The 19187-nt window shown below is 72.2% G+C and carries 17 protein-coding genes and 1 pseudogene; 8 read left to right on the forward strand and 10 right to left on the reverse strand.

Features of this window, described 5'->3' with window-relative positions; translation table 11 throughout:
* Window positions 1-178: 178 nt before the first annotated feature.
* Window positions 179-2011 (forward strand): glycoside hydrolase family 15 protein, encoded by a 1833-nt coding sequence (locus ACWCPM_RS15620; protein WP_450976700.1) that lies wholly within the window; start codon window positions 179-181, stop codon window positions 2009-2011.
* Between the two features lie 48 nt (window positions 2012-2059).
* On the opposite strand, the gene ACWCPM_RS15625 is transcribed toward ACWCPM_RS15620, so the two are convergent.
* Together ACWCPM_RS15625 and ACWCPM_RS15630 are read right to left on the reverse strand one after the other, a co-directional pair.
* Window positions 2060-3367, reverse strand: coding sequence for a phosphodiester glycosidase family protein (locus tag ACWCPM_RS15625; RefSeq protein ID WP_450976701.1), 1308 nt, complete (start codon window positions 3365-3367; stop codon window positions 2060-2062).
* Window positions 3368-3810: 443 nt separating this feature from the next.
* Complete coding sequence (locus ACWCPM_RS15630; RefSeq protein ID WP_450976702.1) at window positions 3811-5256, reverse strand: glyceraldehyde-3-phosphate dehydrogenase; 1446 nt, start codon at window positions 5254-5256, stop codon at window positions 3811-3813.
* 336 nt (window positions 5257-5592) lie between these two features.
* Here ACWCPM_RS15630 and ACWCPM_RS15635 point away from each other — a divergent pair, with 336 nt between their 5' ends.
* Together ACWCPM_RS15635 and ACWCPM_RS15640 are read left to right on the forward strand one after the other, a co-directional pair.
* On the forward strand, window positions 5593-6768 hold the full coding sequence (locus ACWCPM_RS15635) for an MFS transporter (RefSeq protein ID WP_450976782.1): 1176 nt from the start codon (window positions 5593-5595) through the stop codon (window positions 6766-6768).
* Window positions 6769-6916: 148 nt separating this feature from the next.
* Window positions 6917-7657, forward strand: coding sequence for a maleylpyruvate isomerase family mycothiol-dependent enzyme (locus ACWCPM_RS15640; RefSeq protein WP_450976703.1), 741 nt, complete (start codon window positions 6917-6919; stop codon window positions 7655-7657).
* A 19-nt stretch (window positions 7658-7676) separates the two neighbouring features.
* Here ACWCPM_RS15640 and ACWCPM_RS15645 read toward each other — a convergent pair whose 3' ends face one another.
* The gene (locus ACWCPM_RS15645; RefSeq protein WP_450976704.1) at window positions 7677-8072 is read right to left on the reverse strand and encodes a MarR family winged helix-turn-helix transcriptional regulator; all 396 of its coding nucleotides are present in this window, start codon (window positions 8070-8072) and stop codon (window positions 7677-7679) included.
* Between the two features lie 249 nt (window positions 8073-8321).
* Between ACWCPM_RS15645 and ACWCPM_RS15650 the strand changes: the two genes are divergently transcribed.
* On the forward strand, window positions 8322-8606 hold the full coding sequence (locus ACWCPM_RS15650) for a DUF6332 family protein (RefSeq protein WP_450976705.1): 285 nt from the start codon (window positions 8322-8324) through the stop codon (window positions 8604-8606).
* Here the strand turns inward: ACWCPM_RS15650 and ACWCPM_RS15655 are convergent.
* Window positions 8567-8686 (reverse strand): annotated as a pseudogene (locus ACWCPM_RS15655) (DNA-binding response regulator); the annotation flags it as partial. The gene ACWCPM_RS15650 and the pseudogene ACWCPM_RS15655 overlap by 40 nt on opposite strands.
* 27 nt (window positions 8687-8713) lie before the next feature.
* On the opposite strand from ACWCPM_RS15655, the gene ACWCPM_RS15660 reads away from it, so the two are divergent.
* Window positions 8714-9979 (forward strand): lanthionine synthetase LanC family protein, encoded by a 1266-nt coding sequence (locus ACWCPM_RS15660; RefSeq protein ID WP_450976706.1) that lies wholly within the window; start codon window positions 8714-8716, stop codon window positions 9977-9979.
* Window positions 9980-10203: 224 nt separating this feature from the next.
* Here the strand turns inward: ACWCPM_RS15660 and ACWCPM_RS15665 are convergent, their stop codons facing one another.
* Window positions 10204-10980: a TetR/AcrR family transcriptional regulator gene (locus tag ACWCPM_RS15665; RefSeq protein WP_450976707.1), complete on the reverse strand. Its 777-nt coding sequence runs from the start codon at window positions 10978-10980 to the stop codon at window positions 10204-10206.
* 384 nt (window positions 10981-11364) lie between these two features.
* Here ACWCPM_RS15665 and ACWCPM_RS15670 point away from each other — a divergent pair, with 384 nt between their 5' ends.
* Complete coding sequence (locus tag ACWCPM_RS15670; protein ID WP_450976708.1) at window positions 11365-11841, forward strand: nitroreductase family deazaflavin-dependent oxidoreductase; 477 nt, start codon at window positions 11365-11367, stop codon at window positions 11839-11841.
* 100 nt (window positions 11842-11941) lie between these two features.
* Here the strand turns inward: ACWCPM_RS15670 and ACWCPM_RS15675 are convergent, their stop codons facing one another.
* Window positions 11942-13270 carry a geranylgeranyl reductase family protein gene (locus ACWCPM_RS15675; RefSeq protein ID WP_450976709.1) on the reverse strand — a complete coding sequence of 443 codons (1329 nt, stop codon included), beginning with the start codon at window positions 13268-13270 and terminating at the stop codon, window positions 11942-11944.
* 251 nt (window positions 13271-13521) lie between these two features.
* Here ACWCPM_RS15675 and ACWCPM_RS15680 point away from each other — a divergent pair, with 251 nt between their 5' ends.
* Window positions 13522-14877, forward strand: a complete 1356-nt coding sequence (locus tag ACWCPM_RS15680; protein ID WP_450976710.1) for a M20/M25/M40 family metallo-hydrolase — start codon at window positions 13522-13524, stop codon at window positions 14875-14877.
* A gap of 140 nt (window positions 14878-15017) precedes the next feature.
* Here the strand turns inward: ACWCPM_RS15680 and ACWCPM_RS15685 are convergent, their stop codons facing one another.
* The 3 genes from ACWCPM_RS15685 to ACWCPM_RS15695 all read right to left on the reverse strand — a co-directional run bounded on the left by ACWCPM_RS15685 (window position 15018) and on the right by ACWCPM_RS15695 (window position 17564).
* Window positions 15018-16061, reverse strand: a complete 1044-nt coding sequence (locus tag ACWCPM_RS15685; RefSeq protein WP_450976711.1) for an NUDIX hydrolase — start codon at window positions 16059-16061, stop codon at window positions 15018-15020.
* Window positions 16062-16203: 142 nt separating this feature from the next.
* Window positions 16204-16518 carry a hypothetical protein gene (locus tag ACWCPM_RS15690; protein ID WP_450976712.1) on the reverse strand — a complete coding sequence of 105 codons (315 nt, stop codon included), beginning with the start codon at window positions 16516-16518 and terminating at the stop codon, window positions 16204-16206.
* Window positions 16519-16610: 92 nt separating this feature from the next.
* Window positions 16611-17564 carry an ROK family protein gene (locus tag ACWCPM_RS15695; protein WP_450976713.1) on the reverse strand — a complete coding sequence of 318 codons (954 nt, stop codon included), beginning with the start codon at window positions 17562-17564 and terminating at the stop codon, window positions 16611-16613.
* A 146-nt stretch (window positions 17565-17710) separates the two neighbouring features.
* Between ACWCPM_RS15695 and ACWCPM_RS15700 the strand changes: the two genes are divergently transcribed.
* A complete protein-coding gene (locus ACWCPM_RS15700) occupies window positions 17711-18793 on the forward strand; it encodes a LacI family DNA-binding transcriptional regulator (protein WP_450976714.1) in 1083 nt (360 codons plus the stop codon).
* 64 nt (window positions 18794-18857) lie between these two features.
* On the opposite strand, the gene ACWCPM_RS15705 is transcribed toward ACWCPM_RS15700, so the two are convergent.
* Entirely contained in the window at window positions 18858-19040 is a 183-nt protein-coding gene (locus ACWCPM_RS15705) for a hypothetical protein (RefSeq protein WP_450976715.1), read from the reverse strand.
* Window positions 19041-19187 lie beyond the last annotated feature (147 nt).

Raw genomic sequence — 19187 nt, forward strand, 5'->3', positions numbered from 1 at the left:
CCGCACCCGGACAGTGGACTCCCCCGTGCCGCCGCCCCTCCTCACAGGCCCCATCCCGGCCCTGCATCCGATTCGCCCGAACACCGGACATCTCGGGTGCGCCGGATTCAATCCGCCACTGCGTTCGATCTCGCCTAAGCTGGAGTGGCGCTGTACGAGCCGGTCCTGGGAGGCAGCGATGGACGGAACATCGAGCGTCGGGGCGCCCGGGCAGGGCCAGTATCTGCCGATCTCCGAGCACGGGCTGATCGGCGATCTCCGCAGCGTCGCCCTTGTCGGCTCCAACGGCACCATCGACTGGTACTGCTGTTCCGCGTTCGACGCGCCGAGCGTCTTCGCCTCGATCCTGGACGCGGAGCGGGGCGGCAGCTTCGAGCTGGCGGCGACCGTGCCCGCGCGGACCAAACAGTTCTACTTCCCCGACACCAATGTCCTGATCACGCGGTTCTTCACCGAGGACGGTGTCGGCGAGGTGCAGGACTTCATGCCGATCTCCGGGCAGTCGGCCGAGGCGGAGCGGCACCGGCTGATCCGGCGGGTGCTGTGCGTACGCGGCGCGATCCCGTTCCGCGCGCGAGTGGCACCGCGCTTCCACTACGGCACCAAGCCGCACACCCTGCGCATGGTGAAGGACGTGGCGGTGTTCGAGTCGGACGGACTGTCGCTCGGCCTCACCTCCACGGTGCCCCTGGACACCGACGACCTCGATGCCTACGCCGACTTCAAGCTCTCCGAGGGCGAGTCGGCGGTGTTCGCGCTGGACCAGGTCGGCGACGACGTGGCGCCGCGCTGCTGCCCGCACGTGGAGGCGGAGGAGCAGTTCTCGGCGACGGTGGCGTACTGGCGGCGCTGGCTGTCCGCCTCCAAGTACCGTGGCCGCTGGCGGGAGATGGTGCACCGCTCCGCGCTCACCCTGAAACTGCTCACCTACGCGCCCACCGGCGCCATCGTGGCCGCGCCGACCACGAGCCTGCCCGAGCAACTGGGCGGCGAACGCAACTGGGACTACCGGTACGTCTGGGTGCGCGACGCCGCGTTCTGCGTCTACGCGCTGCTCCGTCTGGGCTTCACCGGCGAGGCCGACGCGTTCATGAAGTTCGTGTCACGGCACATCACCCCGGGCGACGGCAGCCGGTCCGGTCCACTGCAGATCATGTACGGCATCGACGGCCGCACCGACCTGCCCGAGCGGGTGCTCGCGCACATGGAAGGGCACGCGGGCGCGACCCCCGTACGCATCGGCAACGCCGCGGCCGACCAGCTCCAGCTGGACATCTACGGTGCGCTGATCGACTCCATCTATCTGTACGACAAATGGGCGCAGCCGATCTCCAGCGCCCAGTGGGACGACGTGTGCGCCCTGGTCGACTGGGTGTGCGAGAACTGGCAACAGCCGGACGAGGGCGTCTGGGAGACCCGCGGCGGCCGCAAGAACTTCCTCTACTCGCGGCTGATGTGCTGGGTGGCGATCGAGCGGGCCATGCGGATGGCCATCCGGCGCGGGCTGCCCGCGGACATCGCTCGGTGGCGGGGCGTCCGGGACACGATCTACCGGCGGATCATGGATCACGGATGGTCCGAGCGGCGTCAGGCCTTCGTCCAGCACGAGGACGACGAGGTGCTGGACGCGGCGGTGCTGATGATGCCGCTGACCAAGTTCATCGCACCCACCGACCCCAAGTGGCTGTCCACGCTGGACGCGCTCACCGAGGACCTCGTGTCCGACTCACTGGTCTACCGCTACGACCCTCAGGCCAGCCCTGACGGGCTGCGCGGCGACGAGGGCACGTTCTCGATCTGCTCGTTCTGGTACGTCGAGGCGCTGGTGCACGCGGGGCGGGTGGAGGAGGCACGGCTGGCGTTCGAGAAGATGCTCACCTACGCCAACCACCTCGGCCTGTACGCCGAGGAGATCAGCCACACCGGCGAGCAGCAGGGCAACTTCCCGCAGGCGTTCACCCATCTCGCGCTGATCAGCGCGGCGTTCAACCTGGACAAGGCCCTCGGCTGACCGGCCGGGCCGCTCGGCCCGGCCGGTCGCGGGGACGGACGACGGAACTCAGCCGCGGAGGACCAGCACGTCACCGACGGGCCGCTCGGTGGTTCCGCTCGGCCGGTTCACCAGCTCACCCCGGACGGACATGGCGGTGGAGCCGCCGCCGTCGAGGTTGACCGCGTCGTGCATGCCGAGCGCCCGGGCGACGGCGGCGGTCTCGTCCATGGTGGTGCCGACGCTGCTGGTCATCCGGCCGTCGATGGTCGCGAACACGATCCGGCCGTCCTTCGTGGTGCCGCCGATGGTGCGGGGGTTGCGGTCGAAGAAGCTGCCCGTGCCGTCCGGGACGACGATCGCGCCCGCGGCGGTGAGCCGGTAGCGGCCGTTGACGCCGGTCAGACCGCTGTGCACCGGCAGCCGCCGGCCCTTCTCGTCCACCAGGTCGGACCGGGTCCGCAGGCAGCCCTCACCCGCCACCTGGAGGAGCGAGGCCGTCTCACGGCCGGTCGCCTGGAGGGAGGTCTGACCCGAGGTCAGCTGGGTGCCCCGGGTGGTGGACGTGCGGACCACGCAGCCGCGCCCGTCGAGGACGACCTCGGCACCGGCGCCGGACGGGGTGGCCGCCGCGAACTCGGGTGTGAAGCGGACGACGTCACCCGGCTGGGTGCACTGGGTCTGGTCCGGGAGGGCCGTGCACCCGGCCGGGATCACGGGCGGGTGGTTGATGAACTCGATCGGCAGGCTCGCTCCGGTGTCCCGGTGCTGGACGCTGCCGGACCAACTGAACTTGCCTATGACGACCCGGTCGGTGCGCGAGTCCACGACGAAGTCGACCTCGGCGGGGTCACTGCTCGGCTCGCTGAGGAGCTTGCCGCCGTACAGGCCGAGCCCGACGGGGTCACCCGGGTACTGCTGGTTGGCGGTGAACGTGAAGAAGGACGCGTTGACGCCGACGAGCGCCCCGGAGGCGCGGACGAGGTCCGTGGTCTTCTCCGTACGGGCGAGGTCGGGGCCGTAGGTGGCCTCCAGGTGGCCGCGCGCCTTGCGGGGGTCGATGGTGAGGACGTTGACCACCCAGGGGCCGCGGGGCGTGGTGTTGATCTGGTCGGCTGGGGCGGGCTCGGTGCCACGGACGATACGGGTGAGGGTGACACCGCCGGCCAGGCGCCGGCTGGTCCGGGTCTCCGCCAGGTCGGCGTCGCCGAGGGGCAGGGTCCGGGCGATGGGGGCAGGTGCGGCGGTGGGGGCGGCCTGAGCAGGAGGGGCGGCCTGAGCGGGAGGGGCGGCCTGAGCGGTGGGGACGGCCAGGATGGCCAGGGCCGCGGCGGTGGCCGCGGCGACACGGGAGAGTCCGGCTCTGGTCGTTGTCATGCTCGCGAGGGTCCGAGCCACAGGCAACAGCCACCGCTTCGCCAGTTGGCCCCATGCCGCCATGTGGGTTAACAACCGCCCCCGCACCGGCGCATGTTGACCGGGAGATGGCCGCCACGGGCATCGGTGCGTTGCCTGCCGGTGAAGGGCCTCTTCCTGCGCCGGTCTCGGGCGACGCGCCGTCAAGTCCGTACCGCCGGGCGCTGTGTCGTCGTCATGAAGGAAAGAGTAGGGACGTGCCGGGGCGCGTCCAGTAGCTGATCGGCCAAGCCGGTCCGACCGGTTCGCCCGCTTTCGTCACCACGGGCGCTACGCGCGGGGCCCTGGGCGGAGCGGCGGAGGAGGAACGGGTGACGTTCCGCGCGCTCGCGCAGGCGGCGGGGCGCGCCGACGCCCGGACCACGGGCGGTGGTGGTCCGGGCGTCGACTCGGTGTCCGGTGGGTCAGGCGACCGGTGCCGGGTAGGTCGGGTACTCGACGCCGGAGACGTACTGGACGACGCGGACGACCTGGCAGGAGTAGCCGAACTCGTTGTCGTACCAGAGGTAGAGGATCGCGTTGTCGCCCTCGACCTTGGTGGCGCCGGCGTCGACGATCGAGGCGTGCCGCGAACCGATGAAGTCGCTGGAGACCGCGTCAGGGGCGCTGGTGAAGTCGATCTGGCGCTTGAGCGGCGAGGTCAGCGACACCTCACGGAGGTGGTCGAGGACCTCCTCGCGGGTGGTCTCGCGGGCGAGTTGGAGGTTGAGGATCGCGATCGAGACGTCCGGCACGGGGACGCGGATCGAGCTGCCGGTGATCCTCGCCTTGAGGTCGGGCAGCGCCTTGGCGACGGCGGAGGCGGCGCCGGTCTCGGTGATGACCATGTTCAGCGGCGCCGAACGGCCGCGACGGTCGGCCTTGTGGTGGTTGTCCAGGAGGTTCTGGTCGTTGGTGAACGAGTGGACGGTCTCCACGTGGCCGCGCAGCACCCCGAACTCGTCCTCCATCGCCTTGAGCGGCGGGACGATCGCGTTGGTGGTGCAGGACGCGCAGGACAGGACGTTCTCGTCCGGCTTGAGCATGTCGTGGTTGACGCCGTGCACGATGTTGGGCACGTCCCCCTTGCCCGGGGCGGTCAGCACGACCTTGTCGATGCCGGGCCGCAGGTGCTGGGACAGGCCCGCACGGTCACGCCACTTGCCGGTGTTGTCGATGAGGATGGCGTTCTTGATGCCGTACGCCGTGTAGTCCACCGACGTCGGGTCGTCGGAGTAGATCACCTTGATCTCGTGGCCGTTGGCGAAGATCGTGCTGCTCTCCTCGTCGACGGTGATCGTGCCCTGGAACTGGCCGTGGATGGAATCGCGGCGCAGCAGCGAGGCCCGCTTGACGATGTCCTGATCGCCGCCGCCCCGGACGACGACGGCACGCAGCCGCAGGCCGTTGCCCGAGCCGGCCTTCTCGATCAGCAGACGGGCGACGAGGCGGCCGATACGGCCGAAGCCGTAGAGGACGACGTCGCGCGGCTCGCGGCGCTCCGCCCGGTCGTCGCCGATGGCGCCGGCGACGGCCCCGGCGGTGAACTCCTCGACGCTCAGACCACGGTCGTCGGCCGAGTACGTGGCCGCGAGCATGCCGATGTCGATCTGGGACGGGCCGAGGTCCAGCGTGGTCAGCGCCTGGAGGAAGGGCATCGTCTCGGTGACCGAGAGCTCCGCGCCCGCGATCTGGCGGGCGAACCGGTGGGCCTTGAGGATGCTGATGACCGACTTGTTCACCAAGGAGCGGCTGTGCAGCAGGACGGTGACGTCCCGCTCGCGGTGCAGCTTCCCGATGATCGGAATCATCGACTCCGCGATCTCCTCGCGGTTCTTCCAGTTGGTGAACGAGTCGTCGTTGATCGTCACGGGCCTATCTTTCGAGCTAGGTGGCGCTCATATGCTAACCACACCGCCATGGCGGTCATTCACCGGGTGGTCGCACAGGGTTCTCCGGGCGTGCCCGTCGGGCATGACGACCGGACGGCCCGAACGAGCAGACGTCGCACCCGACCTGTGCGGGATCCGCGAGCGCCTCAGAACGGCCTCAAGACGCCGGTCGGCGTGGTGGATCGCGGTGAACGGGGCTGGTGAACAGAGCCGTGGCGAACGGCAGGGCTCCCCTCCCCTGCCTTGCCCCGCTCGCCGACATCCACTTAACCTGATTTTGTGCCGCTGATAAACAAACTCCGTTCGCGCAGTGCCGTGCCGGGCAGCACGGACAACGACCTCACCCGCCTCCGCATCGCCCTGACCACCTTCTTCGCCCTCGACGGTTTCATCTTCGCGGGCTGGGTCGTCCGCATCCCCGCGATCAAGGAGCAGACGAACGCCACCGCGAGCACCCTCGGACTGGCCCTGCTGTGCGTCTCCGCCGGCGCGGTGGTGACGATGACGCTCACCGGACGCCTGTGCCGCCGCTTCGGCAGCCACCCCGTGACGGTCGTCTGCGCGGTGCTGCTCTCCCTGAGCGTGGCCCTGCCGCCGCTCACCCACTCCGCCCCGGCCCTCGGCGCCGTCCTCCTGTTCTTCGGCGCCGCCTACGGTGGCATCAACGTGGCCTTCAACAGCGCCGCCGTCGACCTCGTCACCGCGCTGCGGCGCCCGGTGATGCCGAGCTTCCACGCCGCGTACAGCCTCGGTGGCATGGTCGGCGCCGGCCTCGGCGCGCTGGTCGCGGGTTCCCTGTCCCCCACCCGGCATCTGCTCGGCCTCACCGTCGTCGGCCTGCTGGTCACCGCCCTGGCCGGACCCGTGCTGCTGCACATCGAACCGCCGGCCCCACCGGAGCGCGTCCCGCACCCCGCCGCCCGGGCTCACCGCCGGACGGACCCGAGGACCAGGAGCCTGGTGCTCGTCTTCGGCCTCATCGCCTTGTGCACGGCCTACGGCGAGGGCGCCCTCGCGGACTGGGGCGCCCTGCACCTGGAACAGGACCTGCACGCCTCGGCCGGGGTCGCGGCGCTGGGCTACTCCTGCTTCGCCCTCGCCATGACGGTGGGACGGCTGAGCGGCACGGCCTTGCTGGAACGCCTCGGCCGCACCCGTACCGTCGTCGCCGGCGGCGCGATCGCGGCCGCCGGCCTGCTCGTCGGCGCGCTCTCGAACTCCCTGTGGGCGGCGCTCCTCGGCTTCGCCATCGCCGGACTCGGTCTCGCCAACCTCTTCCCCGTCGCCGTGGAACGCGCCGGCGCGCTCGCCGGACCGAGCGGAGTCGCCACCGCCTCGACCCTCGGCTACGGCGGCATGCTGCTCGGCCCGCCCGCCATCGGGTTCATGGCCGACTGGTTCTCCCTCCCGACGGCGCTCACCAGCGTGGCGGTACTCGCGGGGATCGCCGCGGTGATCGGGTTCGCCACCCGCAAGGTGGGCGACGGGTGAGAGCGCCCCCACACCCCTGGCGGCGCAAAACCTCCGGTGCCGGACGACCCGCACGCCATCCGGACCTCCCGTGGGGCCAGGCCGGGGAGTCGGCGGCCGGGCACCCCGCCTCCCCCACGAGCCCCCTCCGTACGGCAGACTCACCCGCATGAAGACCGCCGACTTCGTCAACACCCTGGACCGCGAGGGCAGGTTGCTCGCCGCGGCCGCCGCCGAGGCCGGCACCGGTGCCGAGGTGCCCACCTGCCCGGACTGGCGGGTCAGGGACCTGCTCCGGCACACCGGCATGGTGCACCGCTGGGCGAGCGCCTTCGTCGCCGAGGCGCTGACGTCGTACCGGCCGGGCGGCGAACTGCCCGGTCTGGACGGTGAGGAACTGCTGAACTGGTACCGGGAGGGGCACAGCCGGCTCGTCGAGACGCTCTCGGCCGCCCCTGCCGACGTGCGGTGCTGGCAGGTGCTGCCCGCGCCGTCCCCGCTGGCGTGCTGGGCGCGGCGGCAGGCGCACGAGACGACCGTGCACCGCGTCGACGCGGAGGCCGCACGCGGCGGTACGGGCGCCGAGATCGCCCCCGAGTTCGCCGTCGACGGCATCGACGAGCTGCTGCGCGGCTTCCACTCCCGCCGCAGGAGCGCCGTGCGCACCGAGGAACCCAGGGTGCTGCGGGTACGGGCGACCGACAGCGACGACGCGGTGTGGACGGTACGACTCTCCGAGCAGCCGCCGCGGACGGAGCGGGACGACGCCGGTGCCGCCGACTGCGAGATCGAGGGGCCGGCCGTACAGCTCTACCTCTCGCTCTGGAACCGGCTGCCCTTCCCCAGCGCCGACGGGGACCGCTCGCTCGCGGATCTGTGGCGGGAGAAGTCCGGGATCGTCTGGAGCTGACGCCCGGCAGGATCGCCTGTCAGTCCGTCAGCATCCGGGTCAGCACCGCCCGTTGCACCGGCAGCACCTCGCCGTACAGGTCGCGCCCCTTCACGGTGAGTGCCACGCGGACCCCGCGCCGGTCCTCGGGGCACATCGCGCGCTCCAGGAGCCCGTCCTTCTCCAGCCGGGCGATCAGCCGCGAGAGCGCGCTCTGGCTGAGGTGGACGCGCTCGGAGATCTCCTGGACCCGCAGGGCGCAGGCGCCGGCATCGGCCGTGGAGCCGGCGGCGAGCACATCGAGCACCTCGAAGTCACTGGCGCACAGGCCGTGTCGATGCAGGGCACGCCCTATCTCGCACTGGGTGCGCGCGTGCAGTCCCAGGATGTCCCGCCACTGCTCGACAAGCGCCTGCTCGGCCTTCTTCGCCGCCATGACGGCACCGTAGCAGAGAAGTAAATTCATTGCGTCGACATCAATTGCATTTGCATCAAATGTCCGGCGCGCACAGTTTCACGGTGGCGGAGACAGAGGCTTCGGCAAAGCCGGAAACTCTGGCGGAGCGCGAGCGCGTACCCGTCCGCGAGCGGCGGGGTGGTACCGGTTCGCCACCGGGGGACGTCTTCGGTGCGCGTCCGGCGGGGCCCTCTTGCCCGGCCTGGCGCACGCATGTTTGATGCGGTCATGGAGAGCTACGGGGGACGGCGGACACAGACCGAGCGCGACGCGATCACCGTCGAGATCGGGTACGCGCTGTGCAGCGCGGCGTTCGCGGCGGTGGTGGTCCTCGGGGCGGTCGCCGGTCCGGCCTGGCTCTTCGACCTGCCCAGCGCGGTGGAGACGTCACTGGTCCGTGCGGGACTGGTCCTCGCGCCGGCGCTGTTCGTCGTACGGGTGGTCGCCGTGCTTCTCCGTTTCCGGCACGCCGGTCAATCCGGTCGGCCCGGACGCACCGGCCTCGACTCGTAGGCCGGCATCACCGGTTGGGTCCGGTCCCGCGTACCGAGCTTGAGCAGCGTACGGCTGACGTGCGTCTTCGCGGTGAGCGGACCGAAGGATCATGAAAAGGGGGGCCCATGACCGCACCGGAAGCAACCGTCGTGGCAGTCGACGAGATCGAGGCGCTGGCGGCTGACGGGCTGCGATGGCTGATCGCGGCCGCACGGGATGCCACCGGTCCAGGCCTCACCTGGGGGACCGGACCGTCCGCCGACCGGCCCGACTCCACGCTGTACACCGGTACGGCGGGAATCGTCGCCGTGCTCCTGGAGGCGTGGCGGCACTTCGGCGACGACGCCTTCGCCGACACCGCCCTGCGTACGGCCCACGGCCTCACGGAAGCCGTCGACAGCGTCGAGGACGATTCGCTCTACTTCGGCCGCACCGGAACAGCCCTCGCCCTGCGGGCACTTCACACGGAACTCGGCGACACGTCTTCGGGCATCGCCGCGGACCGTGCGCTCGACCTCGTACGGTCGCGCTTCGACGGCACGCGCTGGGGCGAGTTGTTCGAGCTGATGGGCGGCAACGCGGGAATCGGCCTCGGCGCGCTGGCCGCCGGTGACCCCGAACTGGCCGTCCTCGCCGTGGAGCCGTATCTGCGGACGGCCGAGCGAACCCAGGCGGGTGTCCACTGGCCCCACCGCGCGGGCACCGACTCACGACTGCACCACATCTCGCACGGCACCCTCGGCATCGTCCTGGCGCTGGCCAGGGTCGGCCGTGCCGGCGACCGGGCGGACCTGGTGGAGCTGGCGCTCGCCGGTGCCGCGGACGTCGTGGCGCGGGACCAAGCGGGGCCGGAGGGCTTCCTTGTGCCGCACTCCACCCCGCAGTACCGGCCCGACGTGGTCGAGCCCATCAGCTACGGCTGGTGCCACGGCCCGGCCGGCGACGCCCAGGTCTTCCGGCACCTGCGGGACGTCACGGGCGACCCCGCCTGGCACTCTCTCGCCGACCGCTGCTGGCACACGACAATCCACTCCGGTCTGCCCCAGCGGCTGCGCCCCGGGTTCTGGGACAACAACGGCCGCTGCTGCGGCACCGCGGGCGTCCTCGCCCTGGCCTGCGACCGGATCGCCGAACAGGACGACCCCCACGACTTCGCCCAGGTACTCGTCGCGGATCTGGCCGCCCGGGCCGTCCGGGACGCCGACGGCGCCCGCTGGTCCAACGTCGAGCACCGGGCGAGCCCCAGTGACCTCGAACCGTGCACCGGCTGGGCGATGGGCTCCGCGGGCATCGTCCGCGAGCTCCTGCGCTACGTACGGCTGAGCCGCGGGGGCGACCCCCGTTACGCCTTCGCCTGGCCGGACCAGCTACCCGTCCCCGCAACCCGCTGACCCGCCGCTCCGGTGGCGGCGTCCTCCCGTGACGGACCGCGCGTCGCGCGACCGCTTCCGACCGAGGTCCCGCCGGCCGGGCGGTCAGCCACGGACCGGGGTCGCCGCGCTTCGGCGCCGCTCGGCGACCGGTCAGGCCTCTCGGCGGACGGGCACCCGTGACCACGCGGTCGACGTCCGCGAGGCATGTCCTCGGGCCGGGCAGCGCACGCTGCGCGTCGACTTCAGGGTGCGGACCGTTCGCCCTTGCGGCCGCCGCGGGCGCCGGTGCCCCGGAGGGACTGCGTCGCCGCGCCCCGCGGCGGGTACACAAGGCCCACGGTATGGGCGAGTTGGGCGACGGCCTGCCGGAAGAACGGTTCGCGGTCCTCCACGACTCTGGTGAACTGCCCGAACACCTCGAAGCCCACCAGCCCGTACAACTGCGCCCACGCCGCCACCAGCGTCACCGCGACCTCGGGCGGCAGATCGGGGGCGAGATCGGCGGCGATCCGCACCGCCTCGGGCCGCAACTCCTCCGCCAGCCGCGGCTTCGCCACACCCGGCCCCGCGTGCGCGTCCCGTGCGATGCCGATGAGCAGGTGACCGACGCGCGCGGCGGGCGGGACGGTGGTCCGGGGTGCGGTGTAGCCGGGGACCGGGGAACCGTAGATCAACGCGTACTCGTGCGGATGCGTCAACGCCCAGCCGCGCACGGCCTCGCACACCGTCATCCAGCGATCCAGCGGGGCGGCGTCGGCGACCTCGCGATGTGCGGCCTCGGCCGTGTCGCCCAGGGAGTCGTAGGCGTCGATGATGAGCGCGGTGAGGAGGTCGTCGCGGCTGGGGAAGTACCGGTAGACCGCGGAGGAGACCATGCCGAGTTCGCGGGCCACGGCGCGCAGGGAGAGCTTCGCGGCGCCCTCGGCCGCGAGCTGTCTGCGGGCCTCGTCCTTGATGGCCGCGGTGACTTCGATCCGGGCTCGGGCCCGGGCGCCGAGGGGCGTGCTGCTGGTGGTCATGGGCAGAGTTTTCCATGTTTTGGAGCAGTGCACACGAAAGTGAGCAACGCTCTCGCAAGGGACCCGAGGGGGCGGTGCTGCCGCAACGAACCGGAGCGCGAGCACCGCTCTCGTAAGGGAGCGGCGCGCACGGACGGGAGCGGCGCGCACGGACGGGAGCGGCGCGCACGGACGGGAGCGGCATTCACGGACTGGAGCGGCGCTCACGGCACGACCCAAGGCGCGACCCGACACACACCCCAAGCCGCAGCCCGACGCACGCCTCAAACTCCGAGCCCAGAACAGAAAGAGAGCACTGCTCTTGCTTTGGAGCGGCGCTCTCCCCCAAACTGGCCTCAAGCGAGAGCGAGAGCACCGCTCCCCCTTCCCTCCCAGGAGCCCCGCATGCCCACGCATGTCCAGAAGCCCGGCTGGTTCACCGTCAACGTCCTCAACCGGGCCGTCGCCTGGCTCACCCGCCGCGGCGTCAGCGTCTGGGGCTCCCGGGTCCTCGCCGTCCGCGGCCGCCGGAGCGGCGCCCTGCGCACCACCCCCGTCAATCTGCTGACCGTCGACGGCCGGCAGTACCTCGTCGCCCCTCGCGGCCACGTCCAGTGGACACACAACATGCGTGCCGCGGGCGGTGGCGAGCTGCGGCTGGGCAAGAAGGCGGACGTCTTCGCCGCGACCGAGGTCGCCGACGACGACAAGCCCGCCCTGCTGCGCGCCTACCTCAAGCGCTGGAAGGCCGAAGTCGGCGTCTTCTTCAACGGCGTCGGCCCCGGCTCCTCCGACGAGGAGCTGCGCCGCATCGCCCCCGACCACCCTGTCTTCGCGATCACCTACACGGACGCGACAGCCCCCACGGACCTCGGAAACTGACCTCCCCGGGCGCCGCGCACAGCGGACTCCCCGAGCGCGGCGCGCCGCGGACCCGCCTGAGAAAGCCGATCCGGCCGCCGAGTCGGACCTCAGGCCGACATCAGGAGCGGGCCTCGTCGGCGCCGTCCATATCCCCCTCAGCCGATGCGCCCGCGGCAGTGCCGACGCCGGTCGCGGCGGTCCCCGCCGCACCGGCGTCCGTCACCCCGCCCCCGCCCCCACCGCGTCGGTCCAGCGCGGCCAAGGCGCGCTGGGCCATCGGTCGCGTGCGGACCATCTCGCCCAGCGACGTGGCGCCGCGCGTGATGTCCTGGAATGCCCTCCATGCCGGCCGGAACCCGGTGAGCACCGCGTGGAAGAGCCCGGGCCTGCGTTCGAACGCCGTCAGCAGCCGCTTGCCGACCGCCATCTCCACGCCCAGCCCGGCCTTGACGGCGAACGCGTAGTTGAGGGCCTGCCGGCGCGTGTCCACCGCGTCGTGGGCCTCCGCGATCCGCACCGCCCACTCCCCCGCCAGCCGCCCCGACCGCAGGGCGAACGAGATGCCCTCCCGCGTCCATGGCTCCAGCAGCCCGGCCGCGTCCCCGCACACCAGCACGCGCCCGCGTGACAGGGGCGAGTCGTCGGCGCGGCAGCGGGTCAGATGGCCGGAGGAGATGCTCGGCTCGAAGCCGGCGAGGCCCAGCCGCCCGACGAAGTCCTCCAAGTACCTCTTGGTCGCGGCGCCTTCACCGCGTGCGGAGATCACGCCGACCGTGAGCGTGTCGCCCTTGGGGAAGACCCATCCGTAACTGCCCGGGATCGGTCCCCAGTCGATGAGGACCCGTCCCCTCCAGTCCTCCGCGACGGTGTCCGGCACCGGGATCTCCAGCTCCAGGCCGAGGTCCACCTGGCCGAGCTTGACCCCGACGTGCGCGCCTATCCTGCTGGCGCTGCCGTCCGCGCCGACCACGGCCCGGGCCAGCAGCGTCTCACCGCCCTGGAGCACGACGGCGACGCTGCGCCGGTCCGGCACCGCCGACCCGTGCTGCTCGACCCGCGACACCGTGACGCCCGTACGCAGCTCGGCGCCCGCCTTCTGGGCGTGCTCGACGAGCTGCTGGTCGAACTCGGGCCGGTCGATCAGGCCGAAGAGCATCCGCTGGGAACGCCGGGTGCGGCTGAAGCGGCCGTTGTGGGTGAACGTGACCGCGTGCACACGGTCCTTGAAGGGCAGGTCGAACCCCGGGGGCAGTGCGTCGCGCGAGGGGCCGATGATCCCGCCGCCGCATGTCTTGTAGCGGGGCAGTTCGGCCTTCTCCAGCAGCAGTACACGTCGTCCCGCGACCGCCGCCGCGTAGGCCGCCGAGGCCCCCGCCGGTCCCGCGCCCACCACGACGACGTCCCACACCTGCTGCCCGTCGTCCGCCGAAGAGTTGTCGCTGCTCACGATGGTCTGCTGCTCCCGATCCGCCGCCTGCCGATCTGTCCCCCGCATCCTACGGCGGTGATCGCCGCGGGCCGCTGTGGGAGGATCGGCACCGTATGCGCCCCGTACACCGGGGCACGCCTACACTCACGCGGTCGGTGCGGCACCTGTGGCAGCCGCCGACCACGCGGACCGTACAAGGTCCGGTACAGACAGACCTGTACACAACCCGTACACAGAAGTACAACGTCGCACCTACGAGGAGCGTGCCCATGACGTCGAATCCGGTTGCCGAGACCGTCGCCTCGCTGATGCCCAGGGCGAAGGAGGAGCTCGCCGAACTGGTGGCCTTCAAGTCGGTGGCGGACTTCGACCAGTTCCCGCGCAGCGAGAGCGAGGGCGCGGCCCGCTGGATCGCGGACGCGTTGCGGACCGAGGGCTTCGAGGACGTGGCGCTGCTCGACACCCCGGACGGCACGCAGTCGGTCTACGGCTACCTCCCCGGGCCGGAGGGCGCGAGGACCGTGCTGCTGTACGCCCACTACGACGTGCAGCCGCCGCTGGACGAGGCCGGCTGGACGACCCCGCCCTTCGAGCTGACCGAGCGCGACGGCCGCTGGTACGGACGTGGCGCCGCCGACTGCAAGGGCGGCGTGATCATGCACCTGCTGGCGCTGCGCGCCCTCAAGGCCAACGGTGGTGTGCCGGTGCACGTCAAGGTCATCGCCGAGGGCTCGGAGGAGATGGGCACGGGCGGCCTGGAGCGTTACGCCGAGGAGCACCCGGAGCTGCTGGAGGCGGACACGATCGTGATCGGCGACGCGGGCAACTTCCGCGTCGGACTGCCGACCGTGACCTCGACCCTGCGCGGCATGACCCTCGTGCGGGTGCGGGTCGACTCGCTGGAGGGCAACCTGCACTCGGGGCAGTTCGGCGGTGCCGCGCCCGACGCGCTGGCGGCGCTGATCCGCGTACTGGACTCGCTGCGCGCGCAGGACGGGTCGACGACGGTCGACGGACTGGACTCCGAGGCGCGGTGGGAGGGACTGCGGTACGAGGAGGAGCAGTTCCGCAAGGACGCCAAGGTGCTGGACGGCGTCCGGCTGATCGGTTCCGGTACGGTCGCCGACCGGATCTGGGCGCGTCCTGCCGTGACCGTCCTCGGCATCGACTGCCCGCCGGTCGTCGGCGCCACCCCGTCCGTGCAGGCGAGCGCGCGTGCGCTGGTCAGCCTGCGGGTGCCGCCGGGCGTGGACGCGGCCGAGGCGACGAAGCTGCTCCAGGCGCACATCGAGGCGCACACGCCATGGGGTGCCCGGGTGAGCACCGAGCAGATCGGCCAGGGGCAGGCGTTCCGGGCGGACACGTCGAGCCCGGCGTACCAGGCGATGGCCGACGCGATGGCGGTGGCGTACCCGGGTGAGGAGATGCAGTACGCCGGCCAGGGCGGCTCGATCCCGCTGTGCAACACCCTCGCCGCGCTCTACCCGCGCGCGGAGATCCTGCTCATCGGCCTGAGTGAGCCCGAGGCGCAGATCCACGCGCTGAACGAGAGCGTGTCGCCCGAGGAACTGGAGCGGCTGTCGGTCGCGGAGGCCGAGTTCCTGCGCAACTACGCGGCGAGCTGAGCCCCGGCCCGTAGCCCGGCGCGACCGGCGGCCGGCCCCGCGTCCGGCTACGGGCCCACCCGTCCAAATCCCGCGTCACACCTGCGCCCTCGCGGGCGGACGCGCGAGCGACGTCACCGTCGGTCGCCCGCCCCGGGGCCCTACCTCCCGACCGGGGTTCCCGACTCCAGATACAGCGGCTTCCCGCGTTCCCGGGCCCGCAGGGCCCACCTCAGCCGTTCGTAGCGGTTCGGCGGCAGCAGCCCGGCAGCCTCCTCCTCGGTGACGAAGCGCCACCCCCGCAGTTCGGGGCCGGGCAGCAGCAGTTCCCGGGCCGCCGCGGAGTCGAGGCTCCCGCCGTCGAAGAGGAGGCGCAACCCGCCGTACCCGGGAGGGGCCGGCGGCTCCCAGTCGACGACGAGCAGGCGCGGGACGTCGTCCAGCTGGAGTCCGGTCTCCTCGGCGACCTCGCGGATGCCGGCGCGGGCGGGCGCCTCGCCGGGTTCGACGACACCGCCGGGGAACTCCCAGCCGGCCTTGTAGGTCGGGTCGACGAGCAGCACGCGGTCCTGCTCGTCGAAGAGGAGGACGCCGGCGGCGAGGGTCTCGGCGGTGGGTTCGGGCGTCTGCACGATGTCGCACACGGGTACGGCACCCGAGCCGACGGCCTCGGCGATCCGGGCCGCGGTCTCACACGGGGTGAGGGCGCCGTTGTCGACGGGATGGGCGTCGGCGGCGAGCCAGGAGGCGATGGCGGCCTGGTACGGCTCGATGTGGTCCTGCGTCCACTGCCGTACCCGTATCTCGCCGTCGGGCAGGTCCTGCGGTGTCTCGGGGGCCGCCGTGCGTTCGCGCAGGATCGTTTCGTCCGGGGCCAGCAGAACATGCCGGACCGTGATCCGGCGGGCGGCGAGGCCACCGAAGATCTCGTCGCGGTACTCCTGGCGCAGCAGGGTCATCGGCACGACGAGGGTGCCGCCGAGTTCGGCGAGCATCGCGGCCGCCGTGTCGATGACGAGGCGCCGCCAGATCGGCAGATCCTGGAAGTCGCCGACCTCGGCGAGGCGTTTGGCCGGCAGCAGGTGCGCGAGTGTGCCGCCGATGACCTCGGGGTCGAAGAGCGTGCTGTTCGGGATCAGGTCGATCAGTTCCCGTGCGGTGGTGGTCTTCCCCGCACCGGACGCCCCGTTGATCCAGACGATCACGGTTCCCCCTCTTCTGTTGGCCCCCTGTGCCTTGCCCGCTCCACCCTGCCACGGAAACCAGCCCCAGTTGAGGGTGCACAAGCGGAGGCGCCGGCACCCGCTTCCCGGGTGCCGGCGCCTCGCCGTGCGGCTGTCGGCCGTCTCAGTGGCCCTTGTTGCCCTGCTTGCCGCCGGCCTTGCCACCGGCCTTGGCCTTCGGGTCCTTCTTGCCGCCGGCCTTGTCGGCCGGCTTGCCCTTCTGCCCCTGCTTGCCGTCGGCCTTCTCGCCCTGGTCGCCCACGAGGGGGGCCTTGTCCAGCTTCAGGCTGTCGTTGGCGATCGTGTCGTCGAGCGTCTGGAGGGTGTCTCCGACGTTGATGTTGCTCAGCCCGTCACCCACGGCGTGCGAAGGGGTGACCGCCGCGACGACGAAGCCGGTGGCGAGGGAGGCGATGGCGAGCATGCTGCGCTTCTTCATGCCCCGCTCAACTGACGGACCCGGTCCGGGGTCACGCAACTCTTACCCGTTCCCTGTACGCCGGCGCCCGGGTGAACGTTCCTGCCTCCGCCTCACACCCCCGCCGCCGCGGCCTCCGCCCTCCTGCTCAGCGCCGCCGCCGCCGCGCCCACGAGCCCCGCGTCGGTGCCCATCTGGGCGGGCACCACGGTCAGTCGGCGGACGAAGGAGAGGGTCGCGTAGTCGGCGAGAGCCCTGCGCAACGGCGCGAAGAGGACGTCACCCGCGTTGCCCACTCCCCCGCCGATCACGGCGATGTCGATCTCGACCAGGGTCGCGGTGGCCGCGATACCGGCGGCCAGGGCCTGGGCGGCGCGTGCGAAGGAGGCCACGGCGACCGGGTCGCCCGCACGGGCGGCGGCGGCCACGGCGGCGGAGGAGGTGTCGCCGTCCGGGCCGGGCAGCCAGCCGCCCTCCAGCGCGCGGCGGGCGATGTTGGGGCCGCTGGCGATGCGCTCCACGCAGCCTCGCGCACCGCACGGGCACCGGTCACCGTCGAGGTCCACGCTGATGTGGCCGATGTGACCGGCGTTGCCCGTCGGGCCGGAATGGAGTCTTCCGTCAAGGACCAGTCCGCCGCCGACGCCGGTGGAGACGACCATGCACAGCGCGTTGTCGTGGCCGCGCGCCGCGCCCTGCCAGTGCTCGGCGGCGGCGATGGCCACACCGTCGCCGATCAGCTCGACCGGCAGTCCGCCGGTGGCCGCCTGGACCCGGGACACCAGCGGATAGTCGCGCCAGCCGGGCACGTTCACCGGGCTGACCGTGCCCGCGGAGGCGTCCACCGGGCCCGCGCTGCCGATGCCGACCGCGTCGGCGCGGCTCCACAGCGGTGAGGCCGTGAGCTCGCCGAGCACCTCCTCGACGGCCCGCATGACGGTGTCGCCGTCCTTCTGGGCGGGTGTGGGGCGCTGGGCGCGCACCACGATCCGGCCGCCGCCGTCCACCAGCGCGCCTGCGATCTTGGTGCCGCCTATGTCGAGCGCGGCCACGAGGTCGGTGTGCATCAGTGTGGGATCCCCCGTCAACCTTGGGAAATGGGCTGGCCCGACCCTGCGGTGGGGCGGGGGCCGGGAAGTGCGGGGGACAGTCTCTCCCGCTGCTGACAACGTTGTCCAGGCTCTATGCTCGACGCCACATCCTCGTACAAACCATGGACCCACGCATCCCCACGGACCACAGGACAGGACAGGTCACCGTGCCCGAGACCCACCGCCTCGCCGGAAACCGCTACGGAAACCGGCCCACCATGAAGGACGTGGCGGCCCGCGCCGGCGTCGGACTGAAGACGGTGTCCCGGGTCGTGAACGGGGAACCGGGGGTGACCCCCGAGACCGAACGCCGCGTCCAGGAGGCCATCGAGGCACTCGGCTTCCGCCGCAACGACAGCGCGCGCGTACTGCGCAAGGGCCGTACGGCGAGCATCGGACTGGTGCTGGAGGACCTCGCCGACCCGTTCTACGGCCCGCTGAGCCGCGCCGTGGAGGAGGTGGCCCGCGCGCACGGCGCTCTGCTGTTCAACGGCTCCAGCGCCGAGGACCCGGAGCGTGAGCAGGAGTTGGTGCTGGCGTTGTGCGCGCGGCGGGTGGACGGGCTGGTGATCATCCCGGCCGGTGACGACCACCGCTATCTGGAGCCCGAACTGAAGGCGGGCGTCGCCACGGTGTTCGTGGACCGCCCGGCCGGAAGGATCGACGCCGACGTGGTCCTCTCCGACAGCTACGGCGGCGCCCGGGGCGGCGTCGCCCATCTGATCGCGCACGGGCACCGCCGGATCGGCTTCATCGGCGACATGCCCCGCATCCACACTGCCGCCGAGCGTCTGCGCGGTTACCGGGCGGCGATGGAGGACGCCGGCATAAGGGTGGAGGGTCCCTGGATGTCCCTGGGGGCCACGGACCCGCTGCGGGTGCGGCGGGCGGCCGAGGAGATGCTGTCCGGCCCCTCTCCCGTCACCGCGATCTTCTCCGGCAACAACCGGGTGACGGTCACGGTGATCCGGGTCCTGGCCGAGCATCCGCGCCAGGTCGCGCTCGTCGGCTTCGACGACATCGAGCTCGCCGACCTGCTCCGGCCCGGCGTCACCGTAGTGGCCCAGGACGCGGCGGAACTGGGGCGGACGGCCGCCCAGCGCCTCTTCCGTCAGCTGGACGGTTCACCGGCCCTCCCGGAGAGGATCGAACTGCCGACCCGGCTGATCACCCGTGGCTCGGGGGAGCTGCCCCCGGCGGTCTGAGCGAGCGCCCGCTCCGGGGCCGGCCGACGCGCGGCGGCTCGACCGGGCGTTCGCGCGGCTCGGCTCAGGCGCCGCCCTCGCCCGCTCCGTCCTCGCCCCCTCCGTCCTCGCCCCCTCCGTCCTCGCCCCCTCCGTCCTCGCCCCCTCCGTCCTCGCCGCCTCCGTCCTCGCCCGCTCCGCGATGGCCTGGCGTCGCCGTCCGGAGCCGCACGGCCGTACGCGCGCGGTCGATCATCACGACACCCACGGCTCCCCACGGACCGGGCCCGCGAGATCGACCGATTCGGCATCGGGTGAAGGAGCGGCCACCGGAGGGCGCGGGCGGGCGCCTGCGTGACGGCGACTCCGAGGTCCGCACGGTGCAGGCACCCTTCCGGGGCGCTCGGGCCGGTAC

It is taken from the genome of Streptomyces sp. NPDC002309 (assembly GCF_053593375.1).